This window comes from Winogradskyella sp. (genome assembly GCF_965228925.1).
In the GTDB taxonomy this organism is placed as follows: domain Bacteria; phylum Bacteroidota; class Bacteroidia; order Flavobacteriales; family Flavobacteriaceae; genus Winogradskyella.
In genome coordinates, this window is the sequence record NZ_OZ245845.1 from 4,567,951 (window position 1) to 4,586,426 (window position 18,476).

The following is an 18,476-nucleotide window of genomic DNA, read 5'->3' on the forward strand; positions in this document are numbered from 1 at the left end:
CCTTTAAATTACATATTAGAAGTTAATTATAAAAACAAAAATCCTAAAATCGCCTTATTTTCTCTAATGATGAAATATCATAAGCGGTAAAATAAGGTTTTTGCTAATCTTTGTTTTACTGGCATCTCCGAACAAACGTTCAAAAAATCCCTTAAATTGACCGACCAAAGTAATCATATCAGCATCTTTCGATAACTGGTCGTCGACCAAAACATTGGATAACGGAACGTTAGCTACTGTTTTGTACGTAAATTTATTTTCGTTGATGAGTTCCAACAACAATTCCTTATCGAGATTAATCTTGGATTGTATACTATTCTCAGACGAGATAAATCTGACCACATTAATATCAGCCTCCAAACTATGTATAAGTTCCATAATGTCTAGGACGGTCTTATGGTCTGCATAGTCGTCGGTATCTAATGCCAATACCATAGTCTTAGGCTTTTTATACTGATAACCTTCAGGCACAACCAAAGTGTTGCAATCTATATGTCTTAAAACTTTCAAAGCATTACTACCCATAATGGCTTCGCGTAAATTAGAAGCACCATTGGTTCCCATAACGACATATTCAATAGTCTCCTTAGCTATGGTTTGTTTTATAGCATCAATAAAAACATCATAATCTATAATAGGTTTAAATCTGTGCAAGCGCTCATTCGCGTTAAGTTTTAATTGGTCTACAATACGTTTTAGCTTGGTCTTACTCTCTAAAATTAACGCGTCATATAGACTCTCCCCAGATTTGCTCGTCATTAAATCGTCAGCTGTGTAGCGCAATGAGTTCTGAACATTTAGAACAAAAAAATCACAAAACTCATTGTGGAACAATTTCAATGCATAATTCATGGCATTGATAGAATTCTCAGAAAAATCGGTTAGAAGCAGTATTTTTTTCATAATCCATGTGCTTTCTATCAATTTAAAAAAATAGTCTTATTAAAGTCATGACAATTATCAGCTTAAGGTTTATCTCCTATTTTTCTTTACAAAGCTGACGAATATCATTAAAAGATACTGATTTAGTTGGTATCTTTTAACTTAAATCTTTTCAACCATGATTAAAAGTTTAGATCAACACAGGTGCGCAGAGGTATTAAAAAACAATTATATAGGCTATTTGTCCTATATTAGTCAAAGGAGACCCTACACCATTCCTATCACTTTTTTTTATAATGACAAGGAGAACTATATCATCTGCTATTCGGGAAACGGCCATAAAATTGATGCCATGCGCCGGCAACCATTCATTTCGCTGTCTGTTACAGATATCTACTCCAATAAGGAATGGCAGTCGGTCTTAGCCCATGGCCAATACACTGAAATTGAAGGTGGTACCGCTAAGCTCTATTTGCATGAGTTTTCTTTGGGCATTAAAAAAATCGTACTTAGAAAGGAGCGTAAAGATCTAGACTATATCAGTGAGTTTTCGAGTAAAATCTACAATCAAGAAATGCCTATTGTCTTTCTCATTAAACTGGACGATATAACGGGGAAAATGAGATCGTGATTTGAATTAAAGATAGTATTGAAAATTTCTACTAAAGCCATGATAAACACAAGGCAGCTTTAAAATATATTACACTTATTTTCACTGAATATGGAAATGGTACTATAGAGAGCGTCCTAACTCATTTTGCAAACCAGAATTTTGAAATCATCTCACTGATTTAAGCTCTTATATTCCCCAACATCACTTTAATCTACTTTTTAGTACCTCATATCTATGTTTTTTAATTTATTTATCTGATTTTCATAACATTGTTTTGTCCATAAAATTATATGGATTGCTTTCCCCGAGCATTAGTTTTTAGTTCTTAATTTGATTAACAGAAGTCTTCTAAAGGTTTCAGGCAATTGCTAATGTTCACACATCTCGTTAATATTTTGATTATTGTAATACCATTGTCAATGGCTGTTATTGCAATGATTAATTTCAACAAGGATAATAGTTTCTCTAAAAACGAGAGACGCATTCTAACATTTCTTGTAACAGGAATCAATTTATCCTTAATAGGTGTTGCCTATTATCTCGACATCACCCCAAAACCAATAGAAATAGATGACCCAATTGAAGATTTTAAAATTGACAACATCATAGAAATTAAAGGATGGTATGAAGGCTATAAGCTGAATTCGCTTGGAGAAAGAGTAAATGGAGTACTAGTTATTGAGCAGAAAAACAGAAGTGATAGTATACGGTTAACCTTTATTTATGATAGAAACATGCCGGTTATATATGGTCAATATCAATTCGAAAATCAATTAATCACAACTCGTAAAATTGGAAATGCTAAAGTGAGTAAGGACTCTGGCTGTATATATATTAAATCACTGAATAATACCACTAATAACGTATGGGAATTTACAAAAGAACTAGACAGTATATATTAGCATTTATCATCTGCTGCCTCAGTTGTGAAGAGCATGAGAAAGGCAGTTTAAGCAATGACGAAGCTACTACTATAAGGAATTTAAGACAAGAAAATCGCAAATTAAGAAATGACAAACGTATACAACAAGAGGTATTTGAAAACTGGTTCGAAGCTTTTTCTGAAGTACAAGAGGGTTTTTTATCTATTGATACCAAAGAGGTCTTAAGATTAGAACCTTGGTCTGAAGAACTCGAACCTTATGAAAACGATGTTATTGAAAACTTAAAAAATAAGGCCAGCGACATCAGAAAACGCATAACACAATTAGAGGATGAATCAAAACAACTATCGTTTGAGAATGATAATTTGAATAGCATCATTTCCTTATATAAACAGAGACTTAGTTATACAGAAAGTAAAATTGATGTTTTAGAGGAAAGAAACGCCATACTCGAGGAAGAAAATGACATCCTGAATGAAGAGAACGAAGACCTTAACGAAGGCATTGAGAGCCTAAGTATAGACCTGTCCGACAAGTCAAATACCATTGAAGGTCAGAAAGCAATTATTGAAAGCTTAAAACAGAAACTAAATGAACGGTATATCGTCCTTGTCACCACAAAACAAACCAGAATATACAGGACACAATCGCGTGAAATAGATCTGGATTACGACGCAAAAAAAATTGAAATTCTTACGACACATCCTAGAGGAAGTTATAAAATGTTGAAGACCTATAGTGGTAGCTCTCTACAAATACGTAATGAAAGTAGCTTTTGGTCAAAAGCCAACATTTTGGTTATTAGAATAAAACAAAGGAAATTTTAAGATGTCAATATGAGTATTTAATGTCCAATGTCTTGTAAGTAAAAGGTAGATATTTACAAACTAAGTAAGCATTAAATCCTAAAATGAAAACTAAGATGTAATAACTATATTTTAATAAAGAAAAAATGTTATAAAACCTAAAAAATTCCTACTTTAACCATAGGAAAATACTCTACCTAATTAATAGCAAACAATTTATTAACCACTAGTAAGCGTTTATAGTAGACTGCCTACTAGTATTTGTATAAGCATAAGTGTATCATTAGTTACTATTTATAATGTATTATTTACCCATTTATATTGAAAATCGGAGAATTCATATCAACAAACTCACTGAAAAACCAAGCGACAAGGCAATTGGTGAATTTGTGATTTCCAATGCTTCGAGAAACACCCTATTTACCCTTAAAAAGGGTACAAAACTATTATCTGAAAAAGGCACGAAATACGACCAACAGCTAATAAAGCAAGATGCTAACGACTTGATCTTTAAGTTGAACATCACATTTAAAAGGGATCATTCAGATTTATGGATACTTTTAGAAACGCCAAGAAATGAATCTGAAACGCCCGGCATCAATGAAGAAGGCAAAGCACTTGAAGACTTGGGCCTAAGGTACCATCTTAATAACGACGGTTTGGCTCTCGAGAATATTTCAAATACCTCTAGAATCTTAAACTGCTACATCTCCTACCAGTCCTATACCTCGCATTTGGTGTTCAATATTGCGTCATCACAACATATAGTTGATGCTGTTTTTGATTTTGGATCTGAAGCCTCACAGATTGGGGTGAAATTCTATAACGATCATAAAACGGATTTTCTCAATTTGGTTGGACTGACTTACAACTATTTTTATAAAAATAAACTCAATGATAAGGTAGCTAAAAATGAGGATTTTTATCAATTCGAAAAAGGCAACAACGGTGTTCTTCTATCATATTTCTTTTTAAAGGCTCAAGACGGCATATCAAATAAAATCGGAATGCCTTTTGAAGGGGGTAAAAACAGTTTGATTAAAATATTAGCAAAACACACTACTGATGATAATACCAGTTTTATTGATAATATCAATAAAGATAATGAAGAGGGCCATTTTCTCCTCCCTAATTTAAAGCTTGCCGATAGTATAGGTTTCCCGGATATTAAGTTTAATATTAAAAAAGGAGCTTCTAAATTTTTTGATAATAAGGAAGTTAAAGATTACATCTTTGAGGTCATCTTATGCCAATTCATGCATGTACTTCTAAAGCGTATAGATGAGCATTACACTACCAAAAATCCAAATTCTAAAACTGGTATTTGTATAAGAATCAACCTTCTAGTACCCAATATTTACTCCCAGCATAAGGTGTTTGAGATGTTAGACCGACTGACTAAAAATATAAAGGCGATTTTTAAACAACCTATTTTCAAAAATAATTTTATTGGACTAGAGTTGTTAACTTCTTCCGAAAGTGATGCATCCTTCGACTTTGAGGGTTATGAAAAAGAACGGGGTAGAACATCTAGAGCCAATAGCTCAGACCATTGCTTGGTTATTGATGCGGGTAAAGGAACTACCGATTTTTCCATTATTGAATGCATGCATAACCCCAAACAATATATTAGCAATCATCGGTCTGGTATTGCTGGTGCCGGCAATTTAATGACCTATGCTATTATGGAAGCCATCGTAGCCATTATAACAGATAATGATCGGCGCAAGACCAAAGATCTTATCCGAAATAAGATTCTTAAAGCAGATAAATACTGGCAAATACGATTCTTTGAGGAGATTGAAGCCATTAAAAAACAATATAGCACCTTAGATGAGATTCCAGCAAAGAAGTTATTCAGTTCAGAGCACCAACATCTCGACACGTCTTTTGAAGATTTAAAAGAAGGAAATTTACGACCCTTTGTCTCCTTTTTAAAAAACATGCGAGAGGCAAATAATCGCGTAGGAGACTACTATGGTATTATCGACAAGTCTATAGATGCTTATGTCAATAAGCTCATGAAAGAATTGGAACAAGCTCAGGAAAAGAAGTTTTACAACATTCGATTTGCAGGTAGGGCTTTTCTATTTGATCCTTTAAGAGAAAAGCTTGAAAAAAAACTCAAAAAGTTCTCATCTAATATAGCCCATTTGAAAAGCCCAAAGACAAAGTGCTTAGACAATAGTTTAGACAAACGCATAAAAATTAGCGAAAACTCAAATCTGGTTGGTATTCCAATGACGTCCAAAGGTTCAGTAATCAACCAAAGTAATTTTTTCAAAAACCTAGGCTTTGAAGACTCTGACGAACCTAAAAATGCCAAAACAGCGTCAGACAATTTTTTCTTATCGGGTATTAACTTAGAAAAAGCCGATGTAGATACCATTTCCATCAGTGGATACCGCTATATTCCAGCAAACCAAGGCTTGACTCATACCTCAGAGCGTCTTTTTAACCTTATCTATACCGGAGATGCTTTCTTACTGCGTTCTTTAGAGAACAGCTCTAAATTAGAAATCATTTTTAACAATACAGACGAAAAGAGCGACGCCATAAAGAGCGACGCCATCAGGTCTTTATTCCCAAACATTCCTTTAGGGGAAGAGGTGCCAGTAATAGAAGGTAATGCTAATAAAGCCATAAGCGATGTATTAAAATACGAGAAAACCGTAGAAAAATATATTAAACTACTTAAAACGCCTTAAGAACAGACACATTATGAAATGCTTCCTTTCAAATAATATAAAACCATCTACGGTTGTCACGGTGCTTTTAACTGTGGGAATCCTATCAATTTTAGGAATGGCCAGACCACAAGACCATTCGTTGCCTTTAATTAAAATAGCCGACAGGCAATTGGTTATCGGAGCCTTCAAAATAGATTATACGCCCACCACGTTTAAAGTTAATGACCAACAGCTGGCTTATGACTCAATTGTTAGTATTGGGGCTTTAGAAAATGCTGTAACAGCCTACTTTCCAGAACTAAGCTTTAGTGAAAATCAGACCTATACTCAACTACAAGACTCTATAAGAGGATGGAGATTTGAGGACTTACTCAATGCTATTGGTGCCTCCAATGATAGCATAACTTCACAATGGAGGCATTTAGAACTTAAACATGCCTTAGGTTCCTCGCTTATTGCCCTGGCGAAAAAAAGTAATGATGCCCATGTTTTTATTAAAGACGGAAAGGTAAGCAGTGTAAAAAAGCAAAATGAAGACTATACGATTGACGAATCTGATCATGGATTTATCACAAAGACAATAAAGGGAGGTAATGATCCTTCGCAAACACCAGCCGGAACTTCTAATGTTTGGATATGGCCATTAATACTTATAATAATTCTTGGAGCCATCGCTTTTGGTCTCCTGTGGATGAGAAAGCGCTACGTATCTGTTCACCAACTTGAGACTTTTTTCGAAAACGGTGACAAGACTGTATTAAAACCTTTGGTGCAGGATGCTCAAAACTATCTAAAAGCATGTCGTAATCGAATCGATTATAGTGATGAATTAAAAGAAGGTTCTAATCCCGATCACGATCGTATTATACTGGGCTATAAAACTCTAGAAGATGCTTTAGAAAATGATAACAACCTGAAAGCCATCACTGTAGCACTTGCTAAATACTTTAAAGACAATGATCTCATCAATGAGCAGCTGAATCAACTTCACACCTTTCTAGATCGGAGAGCACAACTGAGTTCTGCTGTTGTTACTCCTATTACTGTAGACCAGCAGCTATCAGACTTCCTTTATCTATTAGATGAAAATGTGAGTCAAAATCAAGGCATGTTTGAAAATCGTTTACAGGAATTACGCAGTATAGAACGACACATGAAAGGTATTCTCGAATGCACCAATTTAGTTAGTGATTCGCAACTTTTGAATCAATTGGACCGCAATCTGGAGAGGATTAATACAGAAGGTAAGGTATATCCATTTATGGATTTGCTAGTCCTATTTAAAATAGAAGAACCTACGTTAATTAAACTAGAAAAAACCTTAAACCTAGCCGATCGTATCGAAAATTTACGGACCCTATTAGAAGAGGACTTACCATCAGATTCCGACGCATTGAACATCCAAATTCAGGAATTGTCTAAATTAAAAGCTGTACTACAATCCTTAGTACCAGGCAATAGGTTCGATTTTGAAATATCGTTAAAAAGCATGGTGGAAGCACATTTGTTTAATGTCTTCCTAAAATCAGTAGAAGAACGAGACACATCACTTTTAAAAGAGGCCATACCAGAAATTATTGCTAACATCAAATCAGCATACGAACAGTTAACATTAGATCATCAATCGTATACTTTAGATATTGACACCTTTATTACCTCTAAAATATCACCATATTTAGATTTAATAGCGCAATATGAGCAAGACTTTACACAAGAGAATCGATACTTATATCAATTCCATGAACGCTATAAAGGTCTTTCAGAACGTTTAGAGGAATCTGGTGCACTCTCACCTGAGGACAAGTCTTGGTTCTTTCAACAATTATTCAGTATGGCTTTCCATATACTAGATTACATAAAAGTAGTACTGCGTTTACCAAAAACAGAGGGCACCAAAGTAAATTATGGCATGGTACTCAATAATCAATCCATAAAACAACTAAGTGGCGAACAATACCAGCCTATGACCAATAGTGCCCTAGAAACACCAAATGAGGTACGAAAACTAGTAGAATTGGCACGCGAGGTCAATATTGAGACTTTAGAGGATGTGCTTTTTTACGGTTTTTACATCGGACCTAACTTTTTAAAAGACAACTCGAATGGCTAGAATTAATTTTGCACTACCAGACAGAAAAACGTTGTTTATGGTGGGGTGGCTAGCCTTCCTACTATGTTGTAGCCTTATAGTTACCACATTTACAAGCCTTATTATTTTTAGTCTTATCCTTCTGGCATTCATAATTGTTTTTAGAAGGTTTTCTAAACAAACGTCTATACTCATATTACCAGCCATAGTCATATTAGGCATTATGGGTATGCGTATTATAAATAGTTACACCTTCCCGGATGCTGGAAAACATGTTTTTGATAATACAGACTATCATATTCTTGAACATGTCGGATTTGATTACGAAAATGCGCTGCCTTTGGTCAATGCAAAAGATTCACTTTACGCGTTATGGGAAGGAAAAGAAGGTCAGATTACCATAAAAAACGTAGATAAAAATGCTAGCAGATTTAGTATTGAAAACTTCTTCGAGCCTTTTTATATTAGGGAGTCGACAAGATATAACCTAAAAAATAATGTCTACGATTTAGACATATCCAAAGGCTTTGTAGTAAAAAACAATGGTAAGGTTATCCTAAGGCTTGAAATTAGTGAAGCTACCAATGACGCGGGTAAGTCATCTTCTTCTAAAGCCATTTATAAACTAGGAACAGATACCAAAGCTATGGAAACCGTTGAGTTTGATAAGAAGCTCTCTATCGGGTATCCTTTCATAGATTTGATTCTGCAGAGCAATCTTCCCAATTTAGACAACTTGTTATTCCTTTTTCAGGACAGCTATCTCATAAGAGAAGCTTATAGCACCAGCTCCAGAAACCCAATTTCTAACAGTACACTTTTCTTTTTCCCTGGCAAGCATTTTGTTGAAGCTGATGGTCTTAGCATTTCAAATGGCATTTCTGTTATACAGAGTAATGAAGCCAAACAATCCTTTAGTTTCTTACTCCCCTATAATAGACCATTCTTTGCTGGACTAGGAAAAAATGCTACAGAAAAGCTCTTAATAGCCGCACCCGATAGTCTTCAAATAAAGAACAATGTTAGGACCTTAAAGTTCGATTTTCCCCAGAAATTCAGGCTTAAGGCAGATGCTAAAAATCTAATGTTCATCTCATCCTCCTTAGATGAAGTCATTGAAAACACCCTTGATGGCGGGTATTATTTTCCTCTATTTGAAAGTGCTTCAAACAAGAATCATTGTTTGGCAAGTATACGCTATGACAAGGGTAGTAGTCAAAATGCCATGGCCTTTCAAATCAATGACCAATACAACGAGAGCGTTCCTTTAATAGAAAAACCTTCGGATAACAGCATACTAAAAATTAGCGCAGATGAGCAATTTCTCTTGTCAACCAAAAATAAAACTAATAATGTTTCCTGGCGATTTCAAATAACCAATCTCAGAGCTTCAAATGCATTAACAAATTTCAAACTCTATGGATTCGTCATTACCTATATCATTTTGGTATTATTAGTCATTAAACTTGTTGGCCATCAAAAAATCCATCTGTTTGAAGTATGCACATATATTGTTCTTTTTGTTTTCCTTCTCCTTCGCATCATCTTACATTGGCGCATAAGTACATTTGTCCCCATTGAAGAAATCTCGAAATACGAATACGAAAACACCCTTAGAAGTGATGTTTGGTTTGTGTTTACATTTCTGTGGATGTTATTGTTCTTTACACTTCGAATCAGTATATTTTACCTTAAGGACACTAAAAGCCTTATCAACTTTGCAAACCGACTCAAAAGTCAATGGAAAAGGATACCGTTCTGGGCCTTCGTACTCGCCTACAGTATTCTATGTTTAAGCGCTGTTGCTATCAGTTTTTTAGGGTCTGATGCACTAGAACGTATACTGAACATATTCTTACCAATCACGCTCTATTTTTTAATCACATACTTAAATTTATCAATAGATAGGCGGCCAATTACGGTATTTGGTATAGAGCCTTTCAATGCTTTCAACACCCTTTTAATTATGGGCTGGATGTTTATAGCAGACGCCGGTTTTGGAATCATTTTCTTTTTGTTTGTATGCCTAAGAGAGTTTTTAATTGCCCTCATAGGAAAAACCTCTAAACGTCGACTTTTCAGAGCTCTTTTATTTGCTATACTTTTCCTTACAACCATATTTCTAGGCAGTAACTTTATAAGTTTAGCTATTACACACCGCGAAGTAACCTATGTTGCAGTTTGTCTTTTTGGTATCTTAATCATGGCTGGTATACTTTGGACTATTATAAACTTAGACACCATTCCTACCAGTTCATTTCGCAAAAAACTTTTTGGCATTGGGTTGATTACTGTATTCGCAGCAGTAGCGGTCATAGGCTATGCTAATGACGCTCCCGATCTGCTAAAACGTTTTAATTATGTAAAGTATAGAGCACAAATTCACCATACGTCTATAGATAAATTGATTCAACAAGAACAATTTAAATCCTCGGAGGTAAGTCAAATACTTAGAGCAGGACAAAATCAATGGTTCATAAATGCCTATCTCAAAAAGAATTTGTTTGCGCCTGAAGATGCGCCAAAAGGTTATTTTTCATTAAAACCACACTTCAATAAGGGTTCTGGTTATACCACCCAAACACGCGATGTTGTGGTCACTAGATATGTTATTGCCGAACACAACGAGTTTGTTGTAATTGGGCTCATTTTACTCATAGTAACCTTGCTGTTTATGTACATCCTAGAGTACAGAAACGATGGTTATAACTTCATTGGTCTCAATGGCATCATACTCCTTTTTACTATTGCCTTTTTTGTATGGCTCACAGCAACAAATCGTTTTATCTTTTTTGGTCAGGACTTCCCCTTCTTAAGCACAACCAGTAAGCTTACACTATACATGCCATTTTTGCTGTTTTTAATTGGGATACTATCCAAAAAGCGAACGGAAAGTGTTGAAGAGTCCTATGCAGAAAAAAGGCATAAGATAAAGGTTGTGGCCGCTACTCTTGGCGTACTTCTAATTATAGGTGCGGTTCTGAAAGTACAAAATAACATTATAGAGGAGGAATTATTCAATATAAAACCCACAATCGCAGAAGTAAAAGACCGGATAATTGTGCTCAACAGACACCTTAAAGCCTATCAAAGCCAACTCTCAAATAAGGAAAGCGACTACTACGATAAAACGTTTAATAGAGACCGCATTGTCGACTTCTATGGCAATTTAAATCGTTTAGATGATTTTATACTCAACTTTAATGCGTATTTGATAAAAGAGGCACAGGACGACCGTTTACATCCAGATCATATTAGCGACAAACCTTTTGTTAATAGTATTTACAAATATTTCTACAAGGATTTAAATAATAAAAGAAACCCAGCTGAGATTTTACACCTCATTGTTAAGAACGACTTCTTACAACTGGCCATTAACGAACAGTACTACCTTATAGAACCGCCTGCACATCAGCAAAATAGATGGATGGGACACTTATACGCTGCACAAAAGGACCTATCGTTCACCCTAGAAAACACCAATAATGATTCGGAATTTACTGTTATTCAAAACAATAAATTTAATCCGGACTTTGATTGGATGACAGAGCATAAAAACATCAGAAATTATAAAATCTCCGTCATTCCCGGTCATTGGCTTATGGATAATGAAATGGCGCTGTTATTAAGAAAAAACTCCACCAATATTAAAGAGGAATTGGGAAAATTTAAAATGATTAATAACAAGGGAAATTACACCTCTTTTGAACAAGCATACAACAGTTTTGCGCTCCGTTTTAATCCCAACGACTTTATAAACGTTTATGACCCTAAAAACCGTGTTAGTCAATATAAATTGGTAAAAAACAACAACAGCTATCTCATGCGAAACATATGGCTTAATGGTAAGCAGCGCTTCTTTTACCCACTTGGCGAAGACTTTATCTGGGCCTATAACTATGCTAATGCAGCTAAATCAAAATATTCTAATAAGGATAATGCTACTGATAGTATAAGAGTAAGTATAGATTATGAACTCACTAAAAATATCAATGACATTATTAAAACATATACTAAAAATCAACGGTGGAACGAGCAGAGTTTTGCGGTGTCTATAGTTGACGGCAATGGTCGAATCAGAACAATGTTAGATTACACAAAAAATAAACGACTAAACCCCAATGATGTTAAAGGCCTTCTAAAATTCCGTAAAGAAGCCTATGCTATACAAAGTCCGTCCTCTGGTAGAGATGAAAAAGGAAACCTTAACCTTTTTCAGGTAAGGATTGGCCCGGGATCGTCTATAAAACCCATTATGTATGCTGCTACTACTTCTCAGTTTAATTTCGATTGGAATACGCTAAAGCTTAAAGGGATGACCAAAGAAATTCAAAATGAAGTGTATAATGATGAAAGCAAACTCAAATCTTACGGGGGAAAACCTATCACGCCTTGGACCTTAAGTGGCGTAGACCCTTCGCCCAGTGACAATTTAGAGTATCTCGTTCAATCGTCAAACACGTACCACTCTTTAATTATGTTTTTGGGTTCCTATAATAAAACGGCACTGCAATACAATTCCAACGCTATTTTTAGACCATTTCGAAGAGACTCAATGAGTTATCCTGTAATGCGTCATGGTAATCGAAAATATGACCTTACGTTTAATCCTGAAAATTGGCCAAGTTCTATGGACGGTGACAGCGATTTTTTTGGTAACCCCAATTCAATTCTTGCTAAGGGCTTAGTAAGCAATTTTGATTTAAGTGTTTCCATACCAAAAGAAAAACGACGAAATAACTATGTGAATTTTGATCCCGACCTTAGGACAAGTGTTTTTGAAAATAATGCTACTGAATTCAAAAGTTTCAGTTACCCCGAGCAGTCCTCATTTATTCACGATAACAGAGAACAAAACAAAGGTTTTGGAAGGGCTTTGAAACAAAGTACTTTGGGAGGTTCCCCAATAGTGGTAACGCCCTTAAAAATGGCAGAAATGGGTGGACGATTAATAAGTATGAATCGTGATTTTCAACTAACCCTAGACGACACCAAACAAACGCAAGATTACAACCCTTTTGATATTGATATGGATTCTTGGGGAAGCCATAACGGTTACTTTAAAAATTTCTATCAACCAAAATTACTTCGCAGCCTAGAAGACGTAGTTTCTAGAGGTACCTTAAAAAGGATGAACGATTTGCAACGCGATTCCCCGTACTTCTATTATGCTAAAACAGGGACCATCAATTTTGAAACTCGGCAAGGCAGACGACAGAGTGATAAACTATTGCTATTTATAATCAGCAAGAACCGTATGAACAACCTTAGCTACAATGACCTGAAGGATAATAGATTCTACATTTTCTATTTTGCCTGCTATGAATGTGGTGCTTTACCCTATGAATTGCTCAAAAAGATTGTAAAAGAAGTAGAGACTAACAGCGAAAGCTTTGAAAAATATTTCAACAATTCAACTCCGGAAATAACTATCAACCAATGATTCAGATATTAAAAAAACTAACATTTCCTTTAATAGCCTTGGTGGTATTGCTACTCAGTTCTGCATGGTTATATAAAACAGAAACCGCAACCGCTACAATGAGTTCTAAAAAGACGGCCAATACGAATATTGACAAAAACTTTAGCTCTAATGACGACATTATTATCAAAGAACGTCATATAGGCTCAGTAAAGTTAGATACTCTAAAGGCACTTATTGCGCAAATAGGCTGGAATGACAAAGTGACGGTAGAAACCAAAAATGATGAAGTGTCCATCTTATTGGTCTTACCAAAAGAGAAAAAAGCGCAGCAAAAACATAAAAAAGCGTATCAAAAAATATTTTTAAATGGTATGGGAATAGACCTTTTACTTTCCCAGAAATTTGAAACTCCCACCCCCCTTTTTACCATACATAACACAGATGAGATTTATGGGTATACTGTTAAGCTTGTCAAAAAAGACGATGTTGCTTATGCAGAACTCCCTTTTGAGTTTTTATTAGGACTTACTGATGAACGTGGAAGAGAAAAAGCAAGTACAAAAAACTAACCAAATATCTTACTATGCCTAATACTAAATACGACGATTTACTCAAGGATATAGAAAAAATAGTCCCGCTAAAAGAATTCGCAAAGACCTATGCTAAAGGTAAAGTTTCGGAACGAGCACTAGAGGATGCGCTTAAAAAAGCGGAATTCAATGGTGAAAAAGCAGCATTTTTAGAAGCCTTAGAGCGTATAGTTAGAACACCGCTCAGAAAACACCTCAACACTTATAAAAAACCGGGCATTGATAAGTTAAGAAAGAGGCTAGTTAATGCCTTGATTATACTTGTAATTACAGCTGGCATATGCTGGGGTGCTTATGCATTTTTAGACAGTAGGAATAGTATTCCTTGGAATACCTACGAATATAGTTATGTCCTTCCTGGCAAACTGTATTTAAGAGACATCAATAACAAAGCTGAAAAAATAGATTCTTTCCCATTTGGTCATAAACTAAAAGTACTGGAATTAGACAAGAGGACATCTACAGCTAAAGTTACCGAGGACTATGACGCATTTTTTAACGCTAAAAGTGGACATGTTAATAGTTTTTATTTAGTCAATGAAGAAGAACTGCTTATTTACAGATCATTATTAGGTCGCGGAGAGGCCGATAATTTAAGTATACCTGAATCTTGGATGCGTAAAGCCTTGATAGGTTATTATAAAAATCGAAACTATATTGGAAGTAATTTTATTGAAGATGACATTGAAAGATTTGGAAAAGAAAAAGACACAATGTCAGTATGGGATTTTGAAGGGGTGGTCTCCAAAGACAACAGCGATGGTCTCATATTTGAAGAAAAGCTCTCTACCGGAACCTACGAAAGAATATACAAACGCGCATTCCCATTTGGGCCTAAAATTGCTATATCAGCAGATGTCAACCGAACCATTGATCAATATGCAGCATTTATTTTAAGACAAGTACTTACTGGTTCCCAACGTTTGGTACTTTTTGAGTTCGACGCCAGCCAAAACGCTAAACTTATTGATGAAATAGACCTCCCTATGGATTACGACGATTATGTCTTAAAACCTATTATAAAGGGGTTTGAGGATTACTACCCTTTTGAACGTTATGTTAAGGACCACTGGGGTATTGCTTGCCGATCTCAAGACCCTGAAGAATCTGGAGTACTGCTTATCTACAGAAATTCTGATGATGATTCTTTCTCGTATGTTAGAAAGAGCGTTAGGGTTAAATGAGCCCAATAGTAAAATATCATTAATGCCTCCTTATAAACTGCCGCCCTCCAGATTCTTGACGTAATTCAGAAAGTTAAATCGTCTTATCTAAGTTCTGGTTCTAGAAATTTAAAACAGAAAACCCCCTTAAGAGATTAAGGAGGCTTTCTTGCACTACCGTTTACTTACACTCAACCCCTTTAAGCGAAACAGTATTGTGCGTCTTCAGCTATTAATTAATGAAGAGGGTTATAATTCAGTACCTCATTCCCTCTGGGATGATTCCCGAATTATCTTTTTAATTTCTTTTTATTGGGTTATTTTAGTTTAATCCTGCGCTTAATCAAAAGGATTTCCTCCAGGGTCTGGAGGTGATGATGACTGTGCCTTAAGTGGATTTAGTATAACCATAGTACCTAATGCCGTCAGCGCTGCATATTTACCCATTTTATTTAGGGCTTCTTTACGAGTGATATGATTGTCTTTATTCTCTATTTTTCTCATCTCTAAGCTGCATTAATCAATAATTACCTTTTGTGTATATGTTCCTGCACTATGCGACAATTCTATGATATACATACCCGCCTGTAGACTGGCGGTATCCAAGGTGTTATAATTGCGCTCTGCTTCAATCTCCTTGCTCAGGACAACCCTACCATTAATATCGTATAACTTGGCCTTTGTACCGTGGTTAATGGTACCCCTGATGACCAATTGATTAACATCCTTTAAAGTATATATCTGAAGACTATTAAAATCGATTTCGTTGTTCCCCAAAGTCTGTTGGTTAAGTCCTATATAAAATCGTCCCGTACCACTTAAGTCCTCTACCGGCGTTATTACAAAATCCTCAGTATTCAGATGCGTAGATTGGTTCGTCTGAGTATCCATTAGGTATACATCAATATCCGTCGGCAGATTTGAACTCTCAATACCAATGGTCAATTGTTCGCCTTGATTAGCATTGACGCCTAGAGGAATCATGGTACCACTTGATAATAGATCCAATGGTAAGGATTGAATGGCCATATCCACGCCTTGGTTGGCTTCTAACAAATGGGAAAATATTGCAAAATCATCTGCCGTATTGCCAAAAACAGCAGCGTCATAGCCTGCGTCCAAACCATCTGTTGAGTTCCCATTAAAATAAAAGTCTGTAGTCGAGATGTCATTGGTATTGCTAAGCTTCAACCTCAAGTGTTGATTGGTCGTATTGTTACGTCCTGCAACAAAATCGTCACCCGTACCATGTCGTCGCATACTCGGTGTAAAGGCTATGGAACCATTGGCTTCTGCGGCTATAAAAAAGCCCTGTCCCGGAGCGATTACTGTATTGACATCCGTGGTGTTCAAATTATAGATCACCCAACCGTCCGAAGCATCACCGTCATAACCATAGATCCCTACGTTGGTCTCGTCCAATAAGGTCGCATTGGTCGCATTATTCAGAAAATCCTGTACGTTGAGATAGCTGGGATAGGGATTCCCTATCAGGTTCCAGGCACTGAATGATGGGCCTGAATCTACGACAGGTATGTTCACATTAGACTGGTTGATATCGCCACTAAAACTCAAGGTACTGTTATCGGTTGTTGCCGCTCTATACCCAACCCCAGCTGTCAATGCTACCGTTTCGGTATTGGCATAGGTCATGTAGGATGCTGAGGCTTTATCAAAAGGTCCGAACAGGTACAAAGTGTTTCCAGCATTGGAAACGATATTGCTGTTCGAGGCCAAGAGGTTGTCGAAGGTCTCGCCCGAGACCGGCGGTGAGATTAGGTCATTGCCACCTGATGATGCTGTTTGGTTCACATGACGTCTGTAAGTAGTCGTCCCGGTTAAAGTACCGTCTAAGATCACACTTGAATAGCTGATCGATGTGGATTCCAATACCATTCCCGAGGCTGTGGTGAGGGTCACACCGCTATTGACGGTAAGACCGGCACCGGCGCTGATGTTTATGTTATCACAATCCGTATTGGAGGTTATCGTCGCATTACCGGCAACAATATTGATATTATCGGAAGCCGTGGATACCCCATTAGGGTCTGACGGCGACCATGCGTTATTATATGTGTAAGCAGTACTCAATGTGGCACCTGAACAATCATAAGTGTCATTAGTGATTTGGGTTCCTGGGTTATTGGTACAGTCTGCAGTACTTCCACCACCACAGGCTGTAAAGAACTGATCCTGGAACACGCCATCGCTAAAGAAACAAATACCTGGGGCCAAGTTCGCATCGACATAGCGCATTTTAATATGGAGTAAGGCTTTTGGAGTAGAGGTGATCTGTATAACAGGTGCTGTTTCCAATCCTACCAAAGCGATATTCTGTTGAAAGGATAGAGATACTCTTGAACTTGTATTGTCATTCTGTACAAAGTCCTTATAGGCTGGTGAAAACAGACCGAAGCTAAAGCCCAAAATCGAACCTGCCGGTTGGCTATATTCGATATTGTTGTTAGCCGAGATGTTATCCCCAAAGGCCGCTGTATTATAATCCAAGTACAATTGCCCTGAACCGACATAAAAATCGGTACTACTTTCAATAAAGATATCGGCTTCGTAAAAATCATCGATACCGTCATTGGTTATGGCAACGTTACCGAAACTAAGGGTAATGTCCTGGGCATAAGCGAAGCTTAAGTTTAACATTACAAGGGTAAATACATAGCTAAAGTTTTTCATAATTGTGATCTTGTTAAACGATTTGGTCTAATTCTTTTACTTAATTCATTAATCATAATTAAGTGCAAGGTAGAGGCACTTCACTAATTAAAGAATAAGAGCCGACTCGTATTTATTACGTAGTAGTACGTATTACCATAATCTTCATAAAAAAACCCCCGTGAACCTAACACACGGAGGTTAATGCAATTGTCATTCTATCTTTTGAAGAATTCAACTGTATCATGGCTATTAATCAATATTCTACTTTCCATATCCATATGATTTGACTTCAACTTATCAATCTATGGTATTATAAAAGTAAGAGCTATTAATACGTTGCAAATTACGTCGCTTTGGTTGCACCACCTATACGAGCCAGCTCGTAATTATTACGTAGCAACACGTATGTATTAGTAGTCCATAAAAAACCCATGTCTTGTAGACACGGGTTCTTTTTATACAGTTGTCATTTCTTACCCCAGTTAAAGCCAACTGTTTTTTGCTATTTAATCAATACTCCACATTTAAAAACCTATGGGGCTATCTCGTCGTTATATTCATGCTTGGTTTATAAATGATTTCTATTAATCCTTCGCAAGATATGCCGCTTTGACAGCGCTACCAATACGAGCCGACTCGTATTTATTACGTACCAGCACGT

General features: G+C 36.3%; 11 protein-coding genes. 8 read left to right on the forward strand and 3 right to left on the reverse strand.

Annotated elements, in window-relative coordinates; translation table 11 throughout:
* Positions 1-63: 63 nt before the first annotated feature.
* The gene (locus ACO052_RS19190) at positions 64-903 is read right to left on the reverse strand and encodes a universal stress protein (RefSeq protein ID WP_422105410.1); all 840 of its coding nucleotides are present in this window, start codon (positions 901-903) and stop codon (positions 64-66) included.
* Positions 904-1,060: 157 nt separating this feature from the next.
* On the opposite strand from ACO052_RS19190, the gene ACO052_RS19195 reads away from it, so the two are divergent.
* The 8 genes from ACO052_RS19195 (at position 1,061) to ACO052_RS19230 (ending at position 15,163) form a co-directional block, all read left to right on the forward strand.
* Positions 1,061-1,513 (forward strand): pyridoxamine 5'-phosphate oxidase family protein, encoded by a 453-nt coding sequence (locus tag ACO052_RS19195; RefSeq protein WP_422105411.1) that lies wholly within the window; start codon positions 1,061-1,063, stop codon positions 1,511-1,513.
* 353 nt (positions 1,514-1,866) lie between these two features.
* Positions 1,867-2,397: a hypothetical protein gene (locus ACO052_RS19200; protein ID WP_422105412.1), complete on the forward strand. Its 531-nt coding sequence runs from the start codon at positions 1,867-1,869 to the stop codon at positions 2,395-2,397.
* Positions 2,361-3,206 (forward strand): hypothetical protein, encoded by an 846-nt coding sequence (locus ACO052_RS19205; protein WP_422105413.1) that lies wholly within the window; start codon positions 2,361-2,363, stop codon positions 3,204-3,206. Before ACO052_RS19200 ends, ACO052_RS19205 begins: the two co-directional genes overlap by 37 nt.
* 278 nt (positions 3,207-3,484) lie before the next feature.
* A complete protein-coding gene (locus tag ACO052_RS19210; RefSeq protein ID WP_422105414.1) occupies positions 3,485-5,893 on the forward strand; it encodes a hypothetical protein in 2,409 nt (802 codons plus the stop codon).
* Positions 5,894-5,906: 13 nt separating this feature from the next.
* Entirely contained in the window at positions 5,907-7,985 is a 2,079-nt protein-coding gene (locus ACO052_RS19215) for a hypothetical protein (protein WP_422105415.1), read from the forward strand.
* Positions 7,978-13,407: a hypothetical protein gene (locus tag ACO052_RS19220; protein WP_422105416.1), complete on the forward strand. Its 5,430-nt coding sequence runs from the start codon at positions 7,978-7,980 to the stop codon at positions 13,405-13,407. Before ACO052_RS19215 ends, ACO052_RS19220 begins: the two co-directional genes overlap by 8 nt.
* On the forward strand, positions 13,404-13,958 hold the full coding sequence (locus tag ACO052_RS19225) for a hypothetical protein (RefSeq protein WP_422105418.1): 555 nt from the start codon (positions 13,404-13,406) through the stop codon (positions 13,956-13,958). The genes ACO052_RS19220 and ACO052_RS19225 overlap by 4 nt, the downstream gene beginning before the upstream one ends.
* A 14-nt stretch (positions 13,959-13,972) precedes the next feature.
* Complete coding sequence (locus ACO052_RS19230; RefSeq protein WP_422105420.1) at positions 13,973-15,163, forward strand: hypothetical protein; 1,191 nt, start codon at positions 13,973-13,975, stop codon at positions 15,161-15,163.
* Positions 15,164-15,481: 318 nt separating this feature from the next.
* On the opposite strand, the gene ACO052_RS19235 is transcribed toward ACO052_RS19230, so the two are convergent.
* The gene (locus ACO052_RS19235) at positions 15,482-15,646 is read right to left on the reverse strand and encodes a hypothetical protein (protein WP_422105421.1); all 165 of its coding nucleotides are present in this window, start codon (positions 15,644-15,646) and stop codon (positions 15,482-15,484) included.
* 12 nt (positions 15,647-15,658) lie between these two features.
* Positions 15,659-17,833: a T9SS type A sorting domain-containing protein gene (locus ACO052_RS19240; RefSeq protein WP_422105422.1), complete on the reverse strand. Its 2,175-nt coding sequence runs from the start codon at positions 17,831-17,833 to the stop codon at positions 15,659-15,661.
* Positions 17,834-18,476 lie beyond the last annotated feature (643 nt).